Below are 19387 nucleotides of genomic sequence, written 5' to 3'. Positions count from 1 at the left end.
AATAATCCCTAACAAATTTAACTATCGACATATTATGTCGCAAATGATATATACCCAAACAACCTGAAGATGCAGGATGACAAAAGACGAAAAGACTTCCTTTCTTCCGTGGCATTTAAGGGTACTATAACCTGCACGGCAGGCATATTGGGTAAGTGGATTATTATTGTCTGCAAGTATTTGAGTTTTATTTCAACACTTTTGGAGAAAACATGGCAGGAATGCTAATGCGTGTTCTCGCATCGATACTCTGTTTAGCCGTCATGCTATCGCTCACGGGATGTGGCGATGATAGGCCGGAAAAAATCGAAAAGTATCAACAACTCACAGAGCAACGCCTCACTACATTGAGTACCATGCTCGATGATGGCCAACTACGTAACGCTAATCTATTAAAACAGTACAGCACACTGTTAAAACAGCAAAAACCCGATTTTGCGCCCCTTCTCGATGAATTAGCTAAGGATTCAGGCACCCAAGGGCCTATGTATTCCTCCCTAAAACGTCGTTTAGAAGAGTCTAAAAATCCAGCAAACTTTGCCGATTTGGATCAACAGTTAGCCGAAGCCGAGAACCTCTATCAGGCAGCAGACCCCAGTTTATACAACGATATGTTGTCAGATCCCGTGAACGTGGTGGCCGATATGTCCGAGGGTAAGCTTGCCAGAGTTAATGCGATTAGCCGCGAAGCCGCCGCACTCGCCAATAGTGCCGAAGATTTTGGCCCCGGCAGTCAATTGGTCGGCAATCCGTCCTATGGTAGTTGGCAAACCGACTCGAGCGGCATGTCATTTTGGGCCTGGTATGGCATGTATTCGATGTTTTCGAATGCCTTCAATCGGCCAATTTATTACGACAGATGGTCAGGCAATCGTGGCTATAGCTATTACAATGACGTTGGCCGCTATCGCTATACGTCGCCTAAGCAAGCCAATGCTCAAGCTAAAACCTTCGAGCAAACTAAAAAACGTTTCGACGCCCAGGGTAAACGCTTCGATAGCCCCTATGCTAAGCCGCGCACCGGAGCTACGGCACTATCCCGTGAAAGCACCAGTGCCCCCAAAGCCAATACCACCAGTGCCAGTAAAAGTTCGAGCAGCAAGTTTCGTTCAAACTATTCTAAAGACAGCAGCTTTCGCAATTCCAGCAATCGCACGACCCGCAGTGTGCGCCGGGGCAAGTAACTAAGGATTTCCAATGACACTATTTCAGGATTTCGGTATCACACCAGAGCTAGTCACCATACTGGCAATCGACCTCACTATTGCGGTTATCTTGCTGACATTAATGCGTTATTTGCAAGGCTGGAGCGTAAGAGTTAACAGCAGTAGAGAATTAGCCGAGCGGGATAACTTTGCCTTTGGCATCAGTACCGCTGGCGCCGTTGCCGCACTGGGCATAGTGCTGACAGGGGCCATTACTGGCGCCGCCGCGCCCTCTTATTTAACCGAAGCCATTGGCATGAGCGCCTATGGTTTATTCGGTTTAGTGCTGATTAAATTAGGCCGTTTCTTCCACGATAAAATTGCCTTAAACGAGTTCAATAAGAACGAGCAAATCATTAAAGGGAATGTGTCCGTCGCCATTGTCGATGCCAGCGTTGCCATAGCGACTGCCATTATCATCCGCTCCGTGCTGTTATGGGCAGAAGATTTAACCCTAGATACTTTTATCGCTATCTTCAGCGCCTTTGCGATTTCGCAGTTGATGTTAGTTTTACTGACTCGCTGGCGTGAAAATCGCTTCGCCAGTCGTAATCAAGACTCCACAATGCAACAGGCTTTAGTGCAGGGGCACACGGCTGTGGCTATACGCCACGCGGGTTATATGATTGCGATGGCGCTCAGTTTCAATGCCGCCAGTCACTTTATCATTTATAACCCAACGGCCTATGTCACGAACGTGATCGGCTGGCTAGTGTTCTCAGTGATCATGTTGTTCGTGCTGACCTTGCTGCTGTTTATGGTGAAAAAACTGGTACTCGCCAGCATCAATTTAGCTGAAGAGGTCGAAAGACAACACAATATCGGTATCGCTGCGGTAGAAATGGCGATCAGTATCGCTATCGCGCTTATCCTCTCGGCACTGATGGCGTAATCGAATGCAAGACACCAGCTTAACCCCCTTAGCGGCTAAACCTAGCCGCCTAGGTTGGTTCGATGATGCCCTATTGCTGGGCATCATGGCCGTATTAGCAGGTTGCGGCCTGATTTACGAATATCTGTTATCCCACTATGCGGGGCGCATTTTAGGGGCGTTAGAAGCCGCCATCTACACTATGATCGGCTTGATGATAGTCTCCATGGGCTTAGGTGCCTTTGCCGCCCGAAAGATCCGCGATGCCTTTACCGGTTTTGTCGTTTTAGAACTCACGGTCGCACTCTGTGGCTCATTAGCCATTCTTATCACCGCCGCCGTGATTGGTTTTGGCCAGCAGCTGCCCATGCTGATCGCCAACACCTTAGGCTTACCACCGGATCAACTCCCCGAAGGCGGTGTGATTGGTCAACTACAAAAACTCAGCGAGTATTTACCCTATGTGTGGGGCGTATTACTGGGCCTGATGATTGGTATGGAAATTCCACTGATCGCTAGGGTCCGCCAGTCCCTTTCGGACGAACATTTACTGCATAACGCGGGGACCATTTACGGCGCCGATTATATTGGCGCAGGCATAGGTGCCGCCATTTGGGTGGGCTTTATGCTCGCCATCGATATTCAACTCGCCGCCGCTTTAACCGCCAGTTTCAATCTGCTCGCGGGTTTTGTGTTTATCTGGCGATTCTGGTCAAAAATCCGCCGACCGAAGCTACTGTTAACCGCACACTTTATGGTCACAGGCGTCTTGTTGATACTCGCAACCCTGGGGCCGCAATGGGAGCAACACTTCAATAATTTGCTCTATAAAGATAAAGTGATTTACAGTAAAGCGACTCGGTTTCAACAACTTACCTTTACTGAACGCCTGCGTGGGAACGGCTTGCCGCCCATTTATGCTTTATATATTAATGGCCGTCTGCAGTTTTCTAGTATTGATGAGCATATCTACCATGCATTTCTGGTACACCCGACACTCGCGGCCAGTGCTCGCCATAACAAGGTATTGATTATTGGCGGCGGTGATGGACTTGGCTTAAAGCAAGTGCTGCGCTGGCAGCCGGAGCAAGTTACCCTGCTCGATCTGGATGCTGCGCTGGTGCAACTGTTTAAATCCCCCGATACCGATATGCCCGACAGATTGAGTCGCGCCATGTTAGCGCTCAACGGCGACGCCTTTAACGATCCCCGCGTCACAGTGATCCATGATGATGCCTTTAATGGAGTCGATAAACTGATTGCAACGGGCGTGAAATACGATGCGATTATTGTGGACTTGCCCGATCCGAGTCATCCCGATCTGAATAAGCTCTATTCGGACTATTTTTACCGTAAATTACAGGAACTAATGAGCCATGATGGCGCTCTGACAGTACAGTCAACCTCGCCTTACCATGCTCAGATGGCATTTATATCGATAGCAAAAACCTTGGCATTAGCGGGATTTGACGTCAAACAGTACCATCATAATGTGCCTAGTTTCGGTGAATGGGGCTGGAGTATTGCAACATTAAGCGGCAAAGATGCCCAGCATAGGTTGGCCGAGCTTAAGGCTCTGCCTATCAAAGATGATTGGTTAACCTTAGGTTTAGTGAACGGAGCCTTTGAGTTTCCGGCCAACTTTTACCAAGGTGCCGCCAATATCAAACCTAATGAACTCGGCTCCTTGCAGTTGTACCACTACCATCTACAGGCTTGGTCCGAAACCCAAGGACTGGAACTTTTTTAACGGATAAAGATAGTGCTTGACATATTATGTCTTAGTGCTATCTTTGAACACAGACATAATATGTCAATAAGGACAAATATGAATATCCATACCCTTGCCAATCACCTCAACAGTCTTGGCAACAACAGCCAAACAGGCTTTCAATTCGATTGTTATCCTATTGATGGCGAAATCGAAGTATTGCAAGTGAATGTGGTTGGCCGTGAAGAAATCCCGGTATTCGTATCGGTGACGGATAACCAGATTCTCTGCATCAGTTACCTGTGGGGCGAGAACGAAGTAAACCAAGAACGTCGCAGTGAAATGTTTGAAACTATGCTAGAACTCAACATTCCAATGCCCCTGTCAGCCTTTGCGAAAATTGATGACAAATACGTGGTTTACGGCGCGCTATCACTACAATCTAGCATGCTCGAAATCGAGCAAGAATTAGCAGTTTTATCCGATAACTGCTTAGAAGTTATCGATGAAATGGTCGACTATCTGAAATAAGGAGCCACAAAATGGGCATTCTGAATAAAATTTTGACAGCGTTTCGCGGTGGTGCCACCGAAGTTGGCCAAAGCATCGTTGACGCAAACTCAACCCGTATTTTCGAACAGGAAATCCGTGACGCCGAAAAACATTTAACCAACGCTAAGCGCGAGCTGACCGATGTAATGGCAAAAGAAATGCAAGCTAGCCGTGAAATCGATCGTTTGAAACGCTCAATTGCCGAACACGAAGGTTATGCAACTCAAGCGCTCGATAAAGGTAATGAGGCCTTAGCCATTGAAGTGGCTGAAAAAATTGCCGAGCTTGATCAGCAATTAGCCGAGCAGCAAAGCGCCAACGACAGCTTCAGTGCCCATGCACTGCGTCTGAAGGATTTAGTGAAGAAAACCGAGCGTCAACTGTCTGATTATCAGCGTCAGTTGAGCATGGTGAAAACCACTGAAAGTGTGCAAAAAGCCACGGCAACCATTACCGATTCTTTCGCCTCAAGCAACTCTAAGCTGCTGAATGCTAAAGACTCATTGGAACGTATCAAGGCTCGTCAACAACAGTTTGATGACAGATTAAAAGCCGCAGAAACCTTAGCCGAAGAAAACAGTGATAAGTCACTGCAAGCTAAATTAGCCGAAGCGGGAATTGGCGAGCAAAAGTCTAATGCTAATGCCGTGCTTGACCGTATCAAAGCACGTAAAAGCTAAGTAATACATGAGCAAATGCCGGGTTTCAATGGGATCATCACCCCCTATTGAGCTCGGCATTTTTTTGCTTTATTCGCAATTGGATCTTAGCCCGTGATATTTTTTCAGCCTATGGCTAACTATGTCGTTATGACTAAATATGCCGTTATGGCGAACTAGGCCGTATTGAATTTTGTCGCACACGGGCGCCGTTCAGTAGGAGTGAATATGGGATTTTTCAACAGTATTTTTGGCAAAAAAGCGCCCCCACAGCGCGAGCTCAATCACCCATCAGCGCTCAATGTGGGCGATATGATCTCCATCGATAACAGCTTTGCTTTGCCCGCACAATTACGCGGCCAACAGCTTAAGGTCGAAGCCGTAAACACCTATGAGTTTGAACGCCGCCAGCAGGCAGAATGGGTGCTCAAGGGCCATGGCAGTGACACCATTTATTTAAGCATTGAAGAGGACGATGAAACCTACCTCGCCTTCTCCTTAAAGATTTCTCGCTCCCAGGTAGAACAGATTTTCGATTTGGAGCAATTTAGTACTCTGTTTGATGAGCCAGGCCATGCAACGCTACTGACCCAGGAATTACCCGAAGATCTCGCCAATCAACTTGAGCAATGGCTAGGAAAACAATACCACCAAGTGACTTTTGCCGCCTTTGGTTACTTTCACCGTGAAGATTATCGCAATCTTAAACCGCCCCAAGATGCCAATGGTGCCACGGGTGAGCCCTTTGAATATTATCTCTTACTCGATGATGACGAGAGCCGCGCGCTGGAAGTTGAAGTCTACGAAGGTGGCGATACCGATGTGGTATTAACCCTGTATAGACCAATCACAGACATTAGAGACTACTGGCCTGGTAAGTAATGGTTAGAATAAGATAAAGTGCTGGGCTCGCACTTTATCGCTAAGCGAAATACAATCGCCAAAGATCATCGCGCAATACAGTTCCTAAATACAATCTCAGTGTGTAGTCTCTCTATAGTCAGTGATATAAATGGTTGATAGCAATAGGTAATACGTAATGAGCAAAACGAAGAACCCACTTCCAGAGCAATGGTTGAAGAATCAACAGGCCGCCAAGGCGACGCAAGTGGCATTCGATCTCGATGAAAAATTTCAATATTCTATTCGTAAAGCAGCACTGGATGCGGGTGTGAGTCCTTCGGATCAAATCCGTACCATTTTAGGCCTCAGCGTATCAAAACGCCCGACTCGTCCACGCTTAACCGTATCCCTCAATGCCGAAGACTATGTACAACTCGCCGAAAAATATGGCCTTAGTGCCGATGCGCAATTGGAAATTAAGCGCCGTGTTCTCGATGATTTAGTGCACTTCGTCGATAAAAAGTGAGCCCTTAGCGTGCCTGGCTATGGTCGTTATGTAGCGCAGTTAATCCCTAAGTGATAACCCATCATTTATCACAAAGTTAATTTACTCATAGGGTAAACTCTTTTACCTTAGTGACTTACCGCACAACACAGGGATCATGTTAAGCATGACTGATAAAACCCCTTGGTCACTCCGTACGCTCGGCGGCCCTTCTCCCTTCGAGTTAGCGATGATGTTGTTATCATTGCTATCTGTGGTCATAGTGCTGGTCATGACCTTTGGTCGCCTCGAGGGTGAAACCTATCGGTTACTGTTTTTTATTGATACGACCATTTGCTTGATTTTCATGGCTAATTTTTTTATTGGCCTGTTTCGAGCCCGGGATAAAACCTATTACCTGCGCCATCATTGGATTGATTTTATTGCCAGTATTCCGGCAATTGAAGCCCTACGTATCGCCCGTGTGTTCCAGATCCTCAGAGTTATCCGGCTGATCCGCATGAGCCGTTCCCTACTCTTACCTCTAATAAAACAGCGTAAACAAACCACCTTAGCCAGCCTATTGGTCGCCATGGTGACTATCCTCACCTTTGCCTCAATCATTATTTTACTCGTCGAAAGCGGCACCGAAGGCGCGAATATTCAAACTGCCGAACAAGCCATTTGGTGGGCCTTAGTCACTATTTCGACTGTAGGTTATGGGGATTATTACCCTGTCAGCACCGCAGGCCATATCGTCGGCGGCATAGTTATCGTGAGTGGCGTCAGCTTCTTCGGAGTGATTTCAGGTTATATGGCATCGGTATTTGTCGCCCCCGATGAGACCGAGAGACAGGAACGCCAAGACGCCCATAAGGCCGAAATCAAGTCAGAGTTAGAAGTCGCGCTATCGAGGATGGAGGAGAGTCAAAGGCAAATGGAGCAAAATCAAGCGCAAATGCTGGCTAAAATTGCCGAACTAAAACAGGCATTAGAAGATAAAAAACACTAGAGCCCGCTCCTTGGGCCCTAATCGTCACTATTAAACTACCAATAGACTGTTTGCTGCAGCGCATTTTGTCTGGAGGATTCCATGGCGAAGAGTAAGCTTTGCTGTTTGTCCTCAAGCCATTCACTTAAATCCATTCCCAGTTGCTGCGCCGCCCCATTTAAAGTGCGATAACAGGCTAAGGTTTTGATCCCAAGTACTATGTCCTGCCAAGGGGCACGAAAAGCGTCACGGGATTTAGCTTCATATAGTGCACCATAGGCTTGCCCTACTTGAATGCTTTCATCCAATAGCCTCGCACATCCTAGGTAATCACCGCACCCCATAGGTTTATCTAAAGGCATAGCATCGAGAACAGCCTGCCATGAGGCTTGCTGAGCCCTATCGGCATGTTGCTGTAACCCCAGTTCATTATTTAAGGGAATATTGCCCGCACTGATATTGAGTAGAATGTCGACAATCGCCAATTGCAATTGACCATATTCCACTTGTCGCCAAAGGGAAGGTAGCTGTTCGCTGAGCTTAAGTTCATCCAACTGAGCACGCAGCTGCAGTGCTAATGTACGACTTTGAGTGAGTCTATTCACTAAAGCCTTTTGGCTGCCAAGCAAAGCCGTAAGCGATTGAACCTTTTCAATAAAATCTAACTGAGGTTCGATATCCATAAACCGCTGCGCCAAGGTGGTATCGAGCAAATCAAACTGTGTTAAGGTCATTCGCAGTAAACGGATACAAGCCCGCATCCGCCACCAAAGTGCGATGCTCGCTTCGTTATCAACTTCCTCCGTTATCATGCCCTCAAGCAGTTGCCAACGTTCAAGCGCGGTTTCGAGTAGCACCTGACAGGTGGCCGTCAGTTCTTGCTGATGGGGTTGGTGTAGGTTCATATCCACCGGCGTTGGCAGCGGTAGAAATTCGAGCGCGCTAAGCGCTAAGGGCTTTTGTTTACCTGCAAGTCGATAGCCGCGCTGCGCCTTACTGGCTTTACCTAAACGCACGGGAACGACTTTCGCCACTTGTCGCGCTAGGGTTAACAGTGCTTGAGTGTCACCACTGAGTAATTCAAATTCTAACTCGCATAGGGCTTGATGCTGACCGTTAGCGGTAATCTCCCCGGTATCTAACGCAACTTCAATCACACTGTTGTCAACTTCAACATGCCAAGTACGGCGATAAAAATCGGTGTGGAAGACACAACTCAACTGAGCTTGGACGGCAGCAATATCTGCAGCCTCTGGCCAAATTGTGGCTGGAAATAGGCTTAAATCTGGGCTATCCGCTTGAATGGTTACATTATATTCAGGCCGAGAGTGGATCCCACCGACCACTTGTCCTGCGGTTTTTATGGTCTGTTCTTTATGCTCATCGTAACCCCGTACCCGCAATCCCATGTCCCAGCGGCGTAACTGTAGGTCAGGAGTATCAAAATAACCATTTGCTAAACGACGCTTGCCTTGAGGTACGGAGCTGTCGAGGCTATCTAACTTATTTATCAGTGATTCTTGGTATTGTGGTAGAAAAAACAGCTTTAATTCAATCTCAGCATTCATTGCACGATCGCTCACTTTGTCATCAAACATTCACCCATGTGTCATCTTTAGTTCATAATGTCACAAATCTGTCATAAAAATCCCTTAGGATTTGGTTTTGAAGTTGGTATAGAACCCGTTAGAATATAGCTGTGATTTTTTCTCAAAAAACACAGTTTCAATACGCGGACGCATAGGTTAACATGCGCCCGCTTTTTCCAATCATGGAACAATCTAAATAGGTAAACGGCAATGCCAGTAAACTCTATTTTGGGCGTGTTTGCAAAATCGCCAATTAAGCCTCTTCAAGAGCACATGGACAAGGTCTACGATTGCGCATCGTTACTGGTCCCCTTTTTCGAAGCCACTATCACAGGTAACTGGGATAATGCAGTTCAACTACGTAAGCAAATCAGCTTAGCCGAAAAGCAAGGTGATTCACTCAAACGTGAAATTCGTCTCACTCTGCCAAGCGGTTTGTTTATGCCGGTAGAACGTACTGATTTATTGGAACTATTAACTCAACAAGATAAAATCGCTAATAAAGCAAAAGATATCTCTGGTCGTGTTATCGGCCGTCAATTGCTTATCCCTCAGGTCATGCAAGTGCCTTTTATTGCCTATCTACAACGCTGTATTGATGCGGTAGGTCTTGCACAACAAGTCATTAACGAGCTAGAAGATCTGTTAGAAACGGGTTTCCGCGGTCGTGAAGTCGACCTAGTGGCCAAAATGATCAACGAACTCGATATCATCGAAGAAGATACTGACGATCTACAAATTCAGTTACGCCGTCAGCTGTTCGCCCTGGAATCTGAATTGAATCCTGTCGATGTGATGTTCCTCTACAAAACGATTGAATGGGTCGGTGGTCTTGCGGATCTCGCCGAACGCGTCGGGTCACGTCTTGAGCTTATGCTGGCTCGCGTTTAATAAATAAGGTTATCAAGGTATCAATATGGTTGATGCAGGTATTGAGGTGGCTAACGTATTAGCCACCAACGGCCCGTGGCTTATTGCCATTGCAGCCGCATTTGGTTTTCTCATGGCGTGGGGTATTGGCGCTAACGACGTAGCCAACGCGATGGGAACCTCTGTCGGTTCAAACGCTGTTACAATTAAACAAGCGATTATTATCGCTATGATTTTTGAATTTTCTGGCGCATTTTTAGCCGGTGGCGAAGTGACTAACACCATTCGTAGCGGGATTATTGATCCTAGTTATTTCACTGCGACGCCTGAATTATTAGTTTACGGCATGATCGGCTCACTATTAGCCGCAGGGATTTGGTTAGTTGTAGCATCAGCCTTAGGCTGGCCAGTGTCTACCACTCACTCTATTGTGGGGGCGATTATCGGCTTCGCCGCTGTGGGTGTGGGTAGTGATGCCGTAGCTTGGGAAAAGGTTGGCGGCATCGTTGGCTCTTGGGTCATTACGCCTGCCATTTCAGGTTTTATGGCTTTTATTCTGTTCCAAAGTACTCAAAAGTTGATCTTCAACACTGATGATCCACTTGCTAACGCTAAACGCTATGTTCCGTTCTACATGGCATTTGCCGGATTCATTATGGCGTTGATGACCATACTTAAAGGTCTTTCCCATGTTGGTCTGCATTTCTCCGTTGCTGAGTCCTATTTACTTGCTGCTGTTATTGCTGCCGTTGTTGGCATAGTAGGTAAAATTGCAATTTCTCGTTTAAAAATGAGCGACAAGGCTAACCGCCAAACGATGTTCGCTAACGTTGAGAAAGTATTTGCAATTTTGATGGTATTGACTGCCTGTTGTATGGCTTTTGCCCATGGTTCAAACGATGTTGCTAACGCAATTGGTCCATTAGCAGCAGTGGTATCAGTGGTGAATAGTGGTGGCGAAATCGCCTCAAAATCACCGTTAGTTTGGTGGATCCTGCCTTTAGGTGCCGTCGGTATCGTTATGGGTCTAGCGATTTTTGGTCAGCGCGTGATGCAAACCATTGGTAAAAACATCACTCACTTAACCCCGAGTCGTGGCTTTGCGGCTGAATTAGCTGCTGCAACAACAGTTGTGATTGCATCAAGTACAGGTTTACCTATCTCTACCACTCAAACCTTAGTCGGTGCGGTATTAGGTGTGGGTATGGCCCGTGGTATCGCGGCGATTAACATCGGCGTAGTACGTAATATCGTTGTCTCTTGGGTGGTGACCTTACCTGCGGGTGCAGGTTTATCCATCATCTTCTTCTTTATGATTAAAGGCATCTTTAACTAAGAAGAATGAGAGCTTCTGTGGCACGTTCGCCATAGAAAAGCATAACAATACAGGAATAGCAGGCATGGATGCGGCAAAGTTGAGGGAAGTCTATGACTTCCCTCTTGCATTGCAGGCCTCAAATCCCTAGCATGTGGTCACTATTTCGTTGATGAGAATACAAAAGTGTTAAGACTCCTGACTCTGGTGGGAATGATGTTACTGTCTTCCAACCTGCTGGCCGAAGGCCAATCCCGCTACATCTCGGATAACGTGTTTCTTTATATTCTTAATGGCCCAGGTACTGATTACCGTATTTTGGGGTCAATTGAAGCGGGACAACCTATTAGCTTACTGGGCGAAACTCAGGGCGATTATTCCAAAATAATCGATCACAAAGGTCGCGAAGGTTGGGTGCCGACCAATCTAATCAGCTCAACCCCAAGTTTTCGTGAGCAAGTGGCAACATTGACAAATGAGCTAAACGAAGCAAAAGCGAAACTGGCAGAAGTGCTAAACTCGACGGGTAACCATACCGATGAAGTCGCTGAACTCAAAGCTAAGTTAAGCGAAGCGGAAGCCATGCTGAGCAAAACCACGCAGGAGCGTGATAGTCTCAAAGTGGCCGTTGACCGTAGCGCCCAAGATGCTCAATTTGCCCTCTGGCGTGAAGGGGGGCTGATCGCGGCAGCTGGGTTAATTCTTGGGGTTATTTTGGTTTATTTACCTAGACCACAGCGTCGAAACAAGAAACGCTGGATGTAATTATTTAACGCCTCAGCGCGATTTATCCCTCTAAAAAGCCAGTGTTTTCAAACACTGGCTTTTTTGTCAATCAAGCGTTACATCAACTCATTTACTCCTGAGTTAAACATTCTTCACATTCTTCTACGCTAGAGTGTTGTCCGTCACATTTTGGTTGTATAATCTGCGCGCGCAAACCTTCATATTGTATACAAAATATCAAATGCGTTTCGCGCCCCCCATTTTTGTTTCAACAATAGCGCCGAGATAATTGGCCAAGATGGAAGCGATTACTATGTTCAAAGCGAGTGAAGTGCTGGCAGGCCGATACGATTCTGCCAATCTCGACGAACTGTTCAGAGCCGTCACCGACAACTACATTGTCGATGAAGAACAATACTTGTCAGAGTTAATCAAACTAGTACCCTCCAGTGATGAAGCCATAGAGCGCGTCACTCGTCGTGCCCACGAGCTGGTCAATAAGGTTCGTCAATTCGAGAAAAAAGGCTTAATGGTCGGCATCGACGCCTTCCTCCAACAGTACAGCTTAGAAACACAGGAAGGCATTATCCTGATGTGTTTAGCCGAAGCCCTGTTACGTATTCCCGATGCCGCCACCGCCGATGCGCTGATTGAAGATAAATTATCAGGCGCTAAGTGGGATGAGCATATGAGCAAGAGTGATTCTGTGCTCGTTAACGCATCGACCTGGGGCCTAATGCTCACGGGTAAAATTGTCAGCTTAGATAAAAAAATCGATGGCACCCCAAGTAGCCTATTGGGCCGTTTAGTGAATCGCCTCGGTGAGCCCGTTATCCGCCAAGCCATGATGGCGGCGATGAAGATCATGGGTAAGCAGTTCGTGCTGGGCCGCACTATGAAAGAAGCGCTCAAGAACAGCGAAGACAAGCGTAAACTGGGTTATACCCATTCCTACGACATGCTGGGCGAAGCGGCGTTAACCCGTAAAGATGCCGAAAAATACTTTACCGATTACGCCAATGCAATCACAGAGTTAGGCGCTCAAAACTATAATGAAAACGAGTCACCGCGCCCAACAATCTCCATCAAATTATCGGCGCTGCACCCGCGTTACGAAGTCGCCAACGAAGACCGCGTGCTGACTGAGCTGTACGATACCGTTATCCGCCTAATTAAACTGGCGCGCGGCTTAAATATTGGTATCTCTATCGATGCTGAAGAAGTTGATCGCCTCGAGTTATCGCTAAAATTATTCCAAAAACTGTTTAATTCTGAAGCGACAAAAGGCTGGGGATTACTTGGCATAGTCGTGCAAGCCTACTCTAAGCGTGCTCTGCCTGTGCTAGTTTGGTTGACTCGTCTGGCGAAAGAGCAAGGGGATGAGATCCCAGTTCGCTTAGTGAAAGGCGCCTACTGGGATAGCGAACTTAAATGGGCACAACAAGCAGGTGAAGCCGCTTACCCACTCTACACTCGCAAAGCCGGTACTGACGTTTCTTACCTCGCCTGCGCCCGTTACTTGTTATCGGATGCGACTCGCGGTGCTATCTACCCACAATTTGCCAGCCATAACGCGCAAACTGTGGCGGCGATTTCCGATATGGCGGGCGATCGTAACCATGAATTCCAACGCCTACACGGCATGGGACAAGAGCTGTACGACACTATTCTGTCGGAAGCGGGTGCGAAAGCGGTGCGTATCTATGCGCCTATCGGTGCCCATAAGGATCTGCTGCCCTATTTAGTGCGCCGTCTGCTGGAAAACGGCGCGAACACGTCGTTCGTCCATAAACTAGTCGACCCAAAAACCCCAATCGAGTCTTTAGTGGTGCATCCGCTAAAAACGCTGACGGGCTATAAAACCCTGGCTAACAACAAAATCGTTTTACCTACCGATATTTTCGGTAGCGATCGCAAAAATTCCAAGGGACTCAATATGAACATCATTTCCGAATCTGAGCCATTTTTCGCGGCCTTAGACAAATTCAAAAATACCCAATGGCAAGCGGGTCCTCTGGTTAACGGTAAAACTTTAACTGGCGAACATAAAACGGTTGTTAGCCCATTCGATACTACTCAAACCGTGGGTCAAGTGGCCTTTGCCGATGACGCAGCGATTCAACAAGCACTGGCATCCGCCGAAGCAGCATTTGCCTCTTGGGCACGTACGCCCGTTGAAACCCGTGCATCAGCACTGCAAAAGCTAGCGGATTTATTAGAAGAAAACCGCGAAGAGCTGATTGCGCTTTGTACCCGTGAAGCGGGCAAGAGCATTCAAGACGGTATCGACGAAGTCCGTGAAGCCGTCGACTTCTGCCGTTACTACGCAGTGCAAGCCAAGAAGATGATGGCAAAACCTGAATTACTTCCTGGCCCAACGGGTGAGCTGAACGAACTCTTCCTCCAAGGCCGCGGCGTATTCGTGTGTATCAGCCCATGGAACTTCCCATTGGCGATCTTCTTAGGTCAAGTGTCAGCGGCATTAGCTGCGGGTAATACAGTTATCGCAAAACCTGCGGAGCAAACCTCGATTATTGGTTACCGCGCGGTGCAACTTGCTCACCAAGCAGGTATTCCAAGCGATGTGCTGCAATTCCTACCCGGTACTGGCGCCACTGTCGGCGCTGCAATTACGGCCGATGAACGTATCGGCGGCGTATGCTTTACCGGTTCAACCGGCACGGCAAAACTGATTAACCGCACACTAGCCAACCGCGAAGGCGCGATTATTCCTTTGATTGCCGAAACCGGCGGTCAAAATGCCATGGTGGTGGACTCAACCTCGCAACCTGAGCAAGTGGTTAACGATGTGGTTTCATCGTCTTTCACCAGTGCGGGTCAACGCTGCTCCGCATTGCGCGTGCTCTTCCTGCAAGAAGACATCGCCGATCGCGTGATCGAAGTGCTGCAAGGCGCGATGGATGAATTAGTCATTGGCAATCCAAGCTCAGTAAAAACCGATGTAGGCCCAGTGATTGACGCTACCGCAAAAGCGAATCTTGATGCCCATATCGACCATATCAAGCAAGTCGGTAAGCTTATCAAGCAGATGCCACTGCCTGCTGGTACTGAAAATGGCCACTTTGTGTCGCCAACCGCGGTTGAAATTGATTCAATTAAAGTGCTCGAGAAAGAACACTTTGGCCCAATCCTACATGTGATCCGTTATAAAGCCGCCGATCTTGGCAAAGTGATCGATGAAATCAACAGCACAGGTTTTGGTTTAACCTTAGGCATCCACAGCCGTAATGAAGGCCATGCCCTTGAAGTGGCAGATAAAGTGAATGTGGGTAACGTCTATATCAACCGTAACCAAATCGGCGCTGTGGTTGGCGTACAGCCTTTCGGCGGTCAAGGTCTATCAGGTACTGGCCCTAAAGCCGGTGGCCCACACTACTTAACTCGCTTTGTGACTGAAAAGACTCGCACCAACAACATCACCGCCATCGGTGGTAATGCGACTCTGCTGTCACTCGGTGATAGCGAAGAATAAGCTATCTCACCTGTGAGAGTTGAACAAAAGCCAGACTGAGTCTGGCTTTTTTATTTGGTAATGAATGCTTATACCTAAAATTCAATTCGAGAAATGAGCACAGGAATCAGTGGCTCCCCCATCATTTTTTAGGGATAGCTTTTTAGATACCTGAGCATTATGGGAGTCTTCGCTTTTTCATTTGAGTTTATCAATAAAAATCAAAGTCGTGGGGCTTCACCCCACACCCGACCAAGGAGGACTGCTCGTCCTATCCTCCTTGGATGCTCCAAGACGCCCCTAACGGAGTTGAAAACCCCTTGTGCTCATTGCCAAATTTGCTATCGCTTCCGAAGGATGCGTCCCTGCACCTGCGAAAGCTAGCTCGCCATCCATGGCGAGACTCACGCAATTTGTCTATTCACCCTGCGGCAACTCCGAGGGGAGACGTATTCTGTTACTTCAGAGTTAACAGTTAATCCCAAGAGAGTGGTGCCTATCTAATTTTACACGGCTAATCACTGAGTATCCTGTTAGCCTGAACATGCCGCAACTCTGCATTTTCGTTACAAAATTTAACAATAGAACTCTTAATAAATTATAGTTTTTTGGAGCTTTTGTCTGACTCATTTTTCGATTTATTGTTAATTATTTCTTTATGCCAAATCTCGATTTCGTTCTTTGACTTAAGTATTTCTTCATCTGATAACAAACTTTGAACGTGAGGCAGGTATTTATCGACAGCAGAATTTCCTAGTTCTTTCGATACAATTAGAAGGCTATAGGCTTGCAATATGTCTTTCTTGACGCCCAACCCCTTATAAAAATGATTCGCTAACCTTTGGGCAGCAATGGCATTGCCGTTTAATAATGCACGTTTGCAATACTCATAAGATTTTCCGTAATCGATTTCCGTACCCCAGCCATTTTGGTAATAATCACAGACTTTGCGTTGCTCTGTATCGTCTCCTTGCGCAGAAGCTGCCAAATGCCATTTAAGAGCTTTTTCATAATTTATTTCAACGCCTTCACCCGTTTCATACGCAGATGCTAAAAATATTTGTGAAGGGCGATCTCCTAAACCAGCTCCGGAGGAAAAAGCTTCAAATGCTTGTATGAAATCATTCTTCCCAGTTATTACGCCATCTTTATACATAATACCAAGATGAAAATATGCATTACCTACATCATGTTTTGCTGCAAAGGAAAAGAACTCAAATGCTGTTTGGTAGTTCTGTTCGACTCCTTTTCCATATAAGTAAAAGACCCCTAGAGCTGATGCACATTTCGGTTGGGTTTCTGCACAGATTTTTAAGTCGTCCATGTCAATTTTCTTTGAGAGCACTTCAACATTAGGAGGAGTAAAAGATATATTTTTAGTCGAAGTATCTGTTGAGCTTTTGGCTTCAACAAAACCTGTAACTGTGGTTAATGAGAGCATAAAAATAAAAGACTTAAGCATATTGGTTCCTTCCATTTCGCCTAGCTGATCTTGTTACAGTGGTTGTTATAATAAATCATTTGGCAGATACGACATTAGCATACATATCTTTGTCATTTAAGGTAAAGCGCCAGATACGGTTTGTGAGGATGTAAGAAAATTAATTAAGAAAAAATTTATTAAGACACCCATTGTTAAATTTTATTCTCCTTGCTGTTGTTTTCACAAGCAGCCAAGACGCCCTTAGCGAAGTTACATGCATTGATTACTAGCCTTGGTCTTATAGATAAATAGCTATCGCTTCCGAAGACAACGTCCCTGTACCTACGAAAGCTAGCCGGTCATCCATGACCGGACTCACGCAATTTATTCCAACGCCCTGCGGCAACTTCGCAGGGGAAAGTGAACTCCAGAGATTGCAGTGTTAGCTGTTAATCTAAAAAGAGTTCTGCCTGTCCTTTCTTTGTTTCTTTGGCTTTCTTTGGTGTCTTTTCTTTGTGTTCCTTGTGTCCTTTAGTATTTTAGTACTCAATAAATTTTTATTAACTGGTTACTATATCCAGTTTGGTTAGTAACTCATTAGCTCGCCGATCTTTAAAAAGATCGTAATCATCATTTTTGTAAATCTCTTTTTTAATAGGCAGTAGATTACTTATCAAAATATCATTAAAATCATTATCAGGCACTAAATTAAAGAAGTAGTCCGACGGTGATTTTTTGGAAATAGCCTTATTAGAATCGGATGAAAGAAAACAAAAATTTAACACGCAAAATATATTATCATGAGAAATACCTCTTTCCTTCAAAAATGAGTGAGGAAAAACATGGTGATATTCTTTTCGATTATATTGAGCTAGGGAATTACCGATATCAATTCTTTGATTCTTCACCAAATCCATAGGACACTGCTTAGCAACCAGAAGTAAAAAAGCTCTAGTTATTGGATTTGCCTTGGAAAATTTTGTATTTTTTAGGACACTTTCTGTCACCGTATATTGATAATCACTAAAAGCATCAATATCACCAGCGGCCAACTCTTTTAATCTTTCAATATCGGAATCCATCTTCGCATTTGTTTGACCAGTTGAATACCGATTAGAAAAAGATGTCTTCCAAAAATATTGCCTCAATACTTTAAGTTGCTCAGCAGAAGGTCTACTGAGAAGGTCAAAAAATTTAATTATTGGAATCAACTGTTGGGTGAATGGTAGAAAGTCTATATGTTGACATCCGATATCAGTAGCCAAAAAATCTATAGCTTTTTGTATCGTTTTTTCAATTCTCCACCAATTATCGCGAACCTGTTCTCCTTTTAAATTCAGTATGTTTTTACTTACAGTTGTATCCTGTATAACGGCGGATATTATTTGTAAAAGAGTTTTATGCTGTATATTCCCAAACCCCTTTCCTTCCAACGATTCCAGCAACAAATTGCAAGACTCAAGTAGGTGAAAATCATCTGTCCATGTCCATGCTGTCATCAAATCTAACGCACTTAATCTTGTGCCCGTATTATTTATTCGTTCAAAAATTATCCCCACGTCATCTCGACTTCTATTTTCAATAGTAACAACAGGGACTTCATAATTTAAAAATTGTGACGCCAATTCCTGTGCATTTTTATGATAATCTTTTTTCAATACAGATAGAGCATCAATCAATGTTGTCACATTCAATAATTTACGTAGATGAATAACATTTTCTTCCGATCCCGCCCCAGACTTATCCACAAATATCTTTTTTTCAAAGTCGTAGTAAATCTCAAATATATCAATACTAGGATTGTATCCTGTTATATCTTTTTCCTGCTCAATAAGGCTACTGAATACACCGTAAATACTGGCCAATCTTTGCTGGCCATCTAGTGCGTAGTTTACTGGGTATGATTCATTTCTTTCAGGTATTTTGTAACCAGCTAAATTTCGTGTTGAATTTAGTTTTTCATCTGTTTTCCATAGAAGAACACTCCCTATAGGGTATTCAGAAACGATACTTTCCAACAGGTCTAATACCTGCTCTTGCTTCCAAACATAACCCCTTTGAAAAGCTGGGATTTTTATGTCACCTTCATCGATTCTTTTGATTAACTTATCGATTTTCTGTGCGGTCGGTGTAATCTCTGCCGTTTTCATTAGATCCCTCTGGTTAGTTTATATTTATAACGTCTTAGTATTTTTGTTGGACTTAGCAGCTGCCACATCCACATAAATTGGTATGAATAATGCTATAGGAATTTGCTTTTTTAGGGTAGCTATTTTTTATACAATTTGGAGGATAATCACTTGATATCGTTCTAGCTTTATTATTCTTTCTCGCTCATTTTGGACAGATTAATGACCTTGATTGACAGCATTCAGGCTCCACATGCTGGCTTCCCCCACTAAAAGACAGAAAAGACAGGACAGGCACAGATCTTTGGGGGTTAACAGCTCACACAGTTGCGACAGAAGTTCACCTTCCCCTCGGAGTTGCCGCAGGGCATTTGCGTTCGTTGCGTGAGCGAGGCATGGTCATTCTCGTGCATCTGATCCATAGGGAAATGGAAAATGTCAGTATGATGTATGGAACATCATTGACCATGCACTTCACGACATTTAGGCATCCTGCCTATCAGATGCCGAGATAGCGTCAGTCGAATCAGGGTCAAGCGTCTGACGC

15 protein-coding genes are annotated in these 19387 nt (G+C 45.5%); 12 read left to right on the top strand and 3 right to left on the bottom strand.

Annotated features, from left to right (window positions below; genetic code table 11):
* Nucleotides 1–212: 212 nt before the first annotated feature.
* The 8 genes from MJO46_RS16260 to MJO46_RS16225 all read left to right on the top strand — a co-directional run bounded on the left by MJO46_RS16260 (nt 213) and on the right by MJO46_RS16225 (nt 7337).
* Nucleotides 213–1184 carry a hypothetical protein gene (locus MJO46_RS16260; protein WP_253990221.1) on the top strand — a complete coding sequence of 324 codons (972 nt, stop codon included), beginning with the start codon at nt 213–215 and terminating at the stop codon, nt 1182–1184.
* Between the two features lie 13 nt (nt 1185–1197).
* Complete coding sequence (locus MJO46_RS16255) at nt 1198–2097, top strand: DUF350 domain-containing protein (protein ID WP_253990220.1); 900 nt, start codon at nt 1198–1200, stop codon at nt 2095–2097.
* Between the two features lie 4 nt (nt 2098–2101).
* A complete protein-coding gene (locus MJO46_RS16250) occupies nt 2102–3826 on the top strand; it encodes a polyamine aminopropyltransferase (protein ID WP_253990219.1) in 1725 nt (574 codons plus the stop codon).
* A 78-nt stretch (nt 3827–3904) separates the two neighbouring features.
* A complete protein-coding gene (locus tag MJO46_RS16245) occupies nt 3905–4318 on the top strand; it encodes a YjfI family protein (protein ID WP_253990218.1) in 414 nt (137 codons plus the stop codon).
* Between the two features lie 11 nt (nt 4319–4329).
* Complete coding sequence (locus MJO46_RS16240) at nt 4330–5019, top strand: PspA/IM30 family protein (RefSeq protein ID WP_198780929.1); 690 nt, start codon at nt 4330–4332, stop codon at nt 5017–5019.
* A gap of 207 nt (nt 5020–5226) precedes the next feature.
* The gene (locus MJO46_RS16235) at nt 5227–5880 is read left to right on the top strand and encodes a DUF4178 domain-containing protein (protein ID WP_253990217.1); all 654 of its coding nucleotides are present in this window, start codon (nt 5227–5229) and stop codon (nt 5878–5880) included.
* A gap of 157 nt (nt 5881–6037) precedes the next feature.
* Nucleotides 6038–6367 (top strand): hypothetical protein, encoded by a 330-nt coding sequence (locus tag MJO46_RS16230; RefSeq protein WP_007645538.1) that lies wholly within the window; start codon nt 6038–6040, stop codon nt 6365–6367.
* A 145-nt stretch (nt 6368–6512) separates the two neighbouring features.
* Nucleotides 6513–7337 carry an ion transporter gene (locus MJO46_RS16225; protein ID WP_253990216.1) on the top strand — a complete coding sequence of 275 codons (825 nt, stop codon included), beginning with the start codon at nt 6513–6515 and terminating at the stop codon, nt 7335–7337.
* 35 nt (nt 7338–7372) lie between these two features.
* On the opposite strand, the gene MJO46_RS16220 is transcribed toward MJO46_RS16225, so the two are convergent.
* Entirely contained in the window at nt 7373–8884 is a 1512-nt protein-coding gene (locus MJO46_RS16220) for an inorganic triphosphatase (RefSeq protein WP_253990305.1), read from the bottom strand.
* Nucleotides 8885–9115: 231 nt separating this feature from the next.
* Here MJO46_RS16220 and MJO46_RS16215 point away from each other — a divergent pair, with 231 nt between their 5' ends.
* The 4 genes from MJO46_RS16215 to putA all read left to right on the top strand — a co-directional run bounded on the left by MJO46_RS16215 (nt 9116) and on the right by putA (nt 15309).
* Nucleotides 9116–9796 carry a TIGR00153 family protein gene (locus MJO46_RS16215; RefSeq protein ID WP_007645532.1) on the top strand — a complete coding sequence of 227 codons (681 nt, stop codon included), beginning with the start codon at nt 9116–9118 and terminating at the stop codon, nt 9794–9796.
* A gap of 25 nt (nt 9797–9821) precedes the next feature.
* Nucleotides 9822–11111 carry an inorganic phosphate transporter gene (locus MJO46_RS16210; protein WP_253990215.1) on the top strand — a complete coding sequence of 430 codons (1290 nt, stop codon included), beginning with the start codon at nt 9822–9824 and terminating at the stop codon, nt 11109–11111.
* A 195-nt stretch (nt 11112–11306) separates the two neighbouring features.
* Nucleotides 11307–11855, top strand: a complete 549-nt coding sequence (locus MJO46_RS16205) for a TIGR04211 family SH3 domain-containing protein (RefSeq protein ID WP_253990304.1) — start codon at nt 11307–11309, stop codon at nt 11853–11855.
* Between the two features lie 259 nt (nt 11856–12114).
* Complete coding sequence (putA, locus tag MJO46_RS16200) at nt 12115–15309, top strand: bifunctional proline dehydrogenase/L-glutamate gamma-semialdehyde dehydrogenase PutA (protein ID WP_253990214.1); 3195 nt, start codon at nt 12115–12117, stop codon at nt 15307–15309.
* 577 nt (nt 15310–15886) lie between these two features.
* Here putA and MJO46_RS16195 read toward each other — a convergent pair.
* Both MJO46_RS16195 and MJO46_RS16190 read right to left on the bottom strand, forming a co-directional pair.
* A complete protein-coding gene (locus tag MJO46_RS16195) occupies nt 15887–16750 on the bottom strand; it encodes a tetratricopeptide repeat protein (protein WP_253990213.1) in 864 nt (287 codons plus the stop codon).
* Nucleotides 16751–17271: 521 nt separating this feature from the next.
* The gene (locus tag MJO46_RS16190; RefSeq protein WP_253990212.1) at nt 17272–18861 is read right to left on the bottom strand and encodes a DUF262 domain-containing protein; all 1590 of its coding nucleotides are present in this window, start codon (nt 18859–18861) and stop codon (nt 17272–17274) included.
* Nucleotides 18862–19387 lie beyond the last annotated feature (526 nt).

It is taken from the genome of Shewanella sp. KJ2020 (genome assembly GCF_024197625.1).
Lineage (GTDB): Bacteria > Pseudomonadota > Gammaproteobacteria > Enterobacterales > Shewanellaceae > Shewanella.
Note: the sequence above shows the minus strand (reverse complement) of the source record. Positions and strands in the feature narration are given on the sequence as shown.

Bases quoted from the DNA above. Each gene is read 5' to 3' on its own strand.
- MJO46_RS16245 (WP_253990218.1), top strand. From the start codon at position 3,905: ATGAATATCCATACCCTTGCCAATCACCTCAACAGTCTTGGCAACAAC.
- MJO46_RS16190 (WP_253990212.1), bottom strand. From the start codon at position 18,861: ATGAAAACGGCAGAGATTACACCGACCGCACAGAAAATCGATAAGTTA.
- MJO46_RS16235 (WP_253990217.1), top strand. From the start codon at position 5,227: ATGGGATTTTTCAACAGTATTTTTGGCAAAAAAGCGCCCCCACAGCGC.
- MJO46_RS16230 (WP_007645538.1), top strand. From the start codon at position 6,038: ATGAGCAAAACGAAGAACCCACTTCCAGAGCAATGGTTGAAGAATCAA.
- MJO46_RS16250 (WP_253990219.1), top strand. From the start codon at position 2,102: ATGCAAGACACCAGCTTAACCCCCTTAGCGGCTAAACCTAGCCGCCTA.
- putA (WP_253990214.1), top strand. From the start codon at position 12,115: ATGGAAGCGATTACTATGTTCAAAGCGAGTGAAGTGCTGGCAGGCCGA.
- MJO46_RS16240 (WP_198780929.1), top strand. From the start codon at position 4,330: ATGGGCATTCTGAATAAAATTTTGACAGCGTTTCGCGGTGGTGCCACC.
- MJO46_RS16195 (WP_253990213.1), bottom strand. From the start codon at position 16,750: ATGCTTAAGTCTTTTATTTTTATGCTCTCATTAACCACAGTTACAGGT.
- MJO46_RS16260 (WP_253990221.1), top strand. From the start codon at position 213: ATGGCAGGAATGCTAATGCGTGTTCTCGCATCGATACTCTGTTTAGCC.
- MJO46_RS16215 (WP_007645532.1), top strand. From the start codon at position 9,116: ATGCCAGTAAACTCTATTTTGGGCGTGTTTGCAAAATCGCCAATTAAG.
- MJO46_RS16205 (WP_253990304.1), top strand. From the start codon at position 11,307: ATGTTACTGTCTTCCAACCTGCTGGCCGAAGGCCAATCCCGCTACATC.
- MJO46_RS16225 (WP_253990216.1), top strand. From the start codon at position 6,513: ATGACTGATAAAACCCCTTGGTCACTCCGTACGCTCGGCGGCCCTTCT.
- MJO46_RS16220 (WP_253990305.1), bottom strand. From the start codon at position 8,884: ATGAATGCTGAGATTGAATTAAAGCTGTTTTTTCTACCACAATACCAA.
- MJO46_RS16255 (WP_253990220.1), top strand. From the start codon at position 1,198: ATGACACTATTTCAGGATTTCGGTATCACACCAGAGCTAGTCACCATA.
- MJO46_RS16210 (WP_253990215.1), top strand. From the start codon at position 9,822: ATGGTTGATGCAGGTATTGAGGTGGCTAACGTATTAGCCACCAACGGC.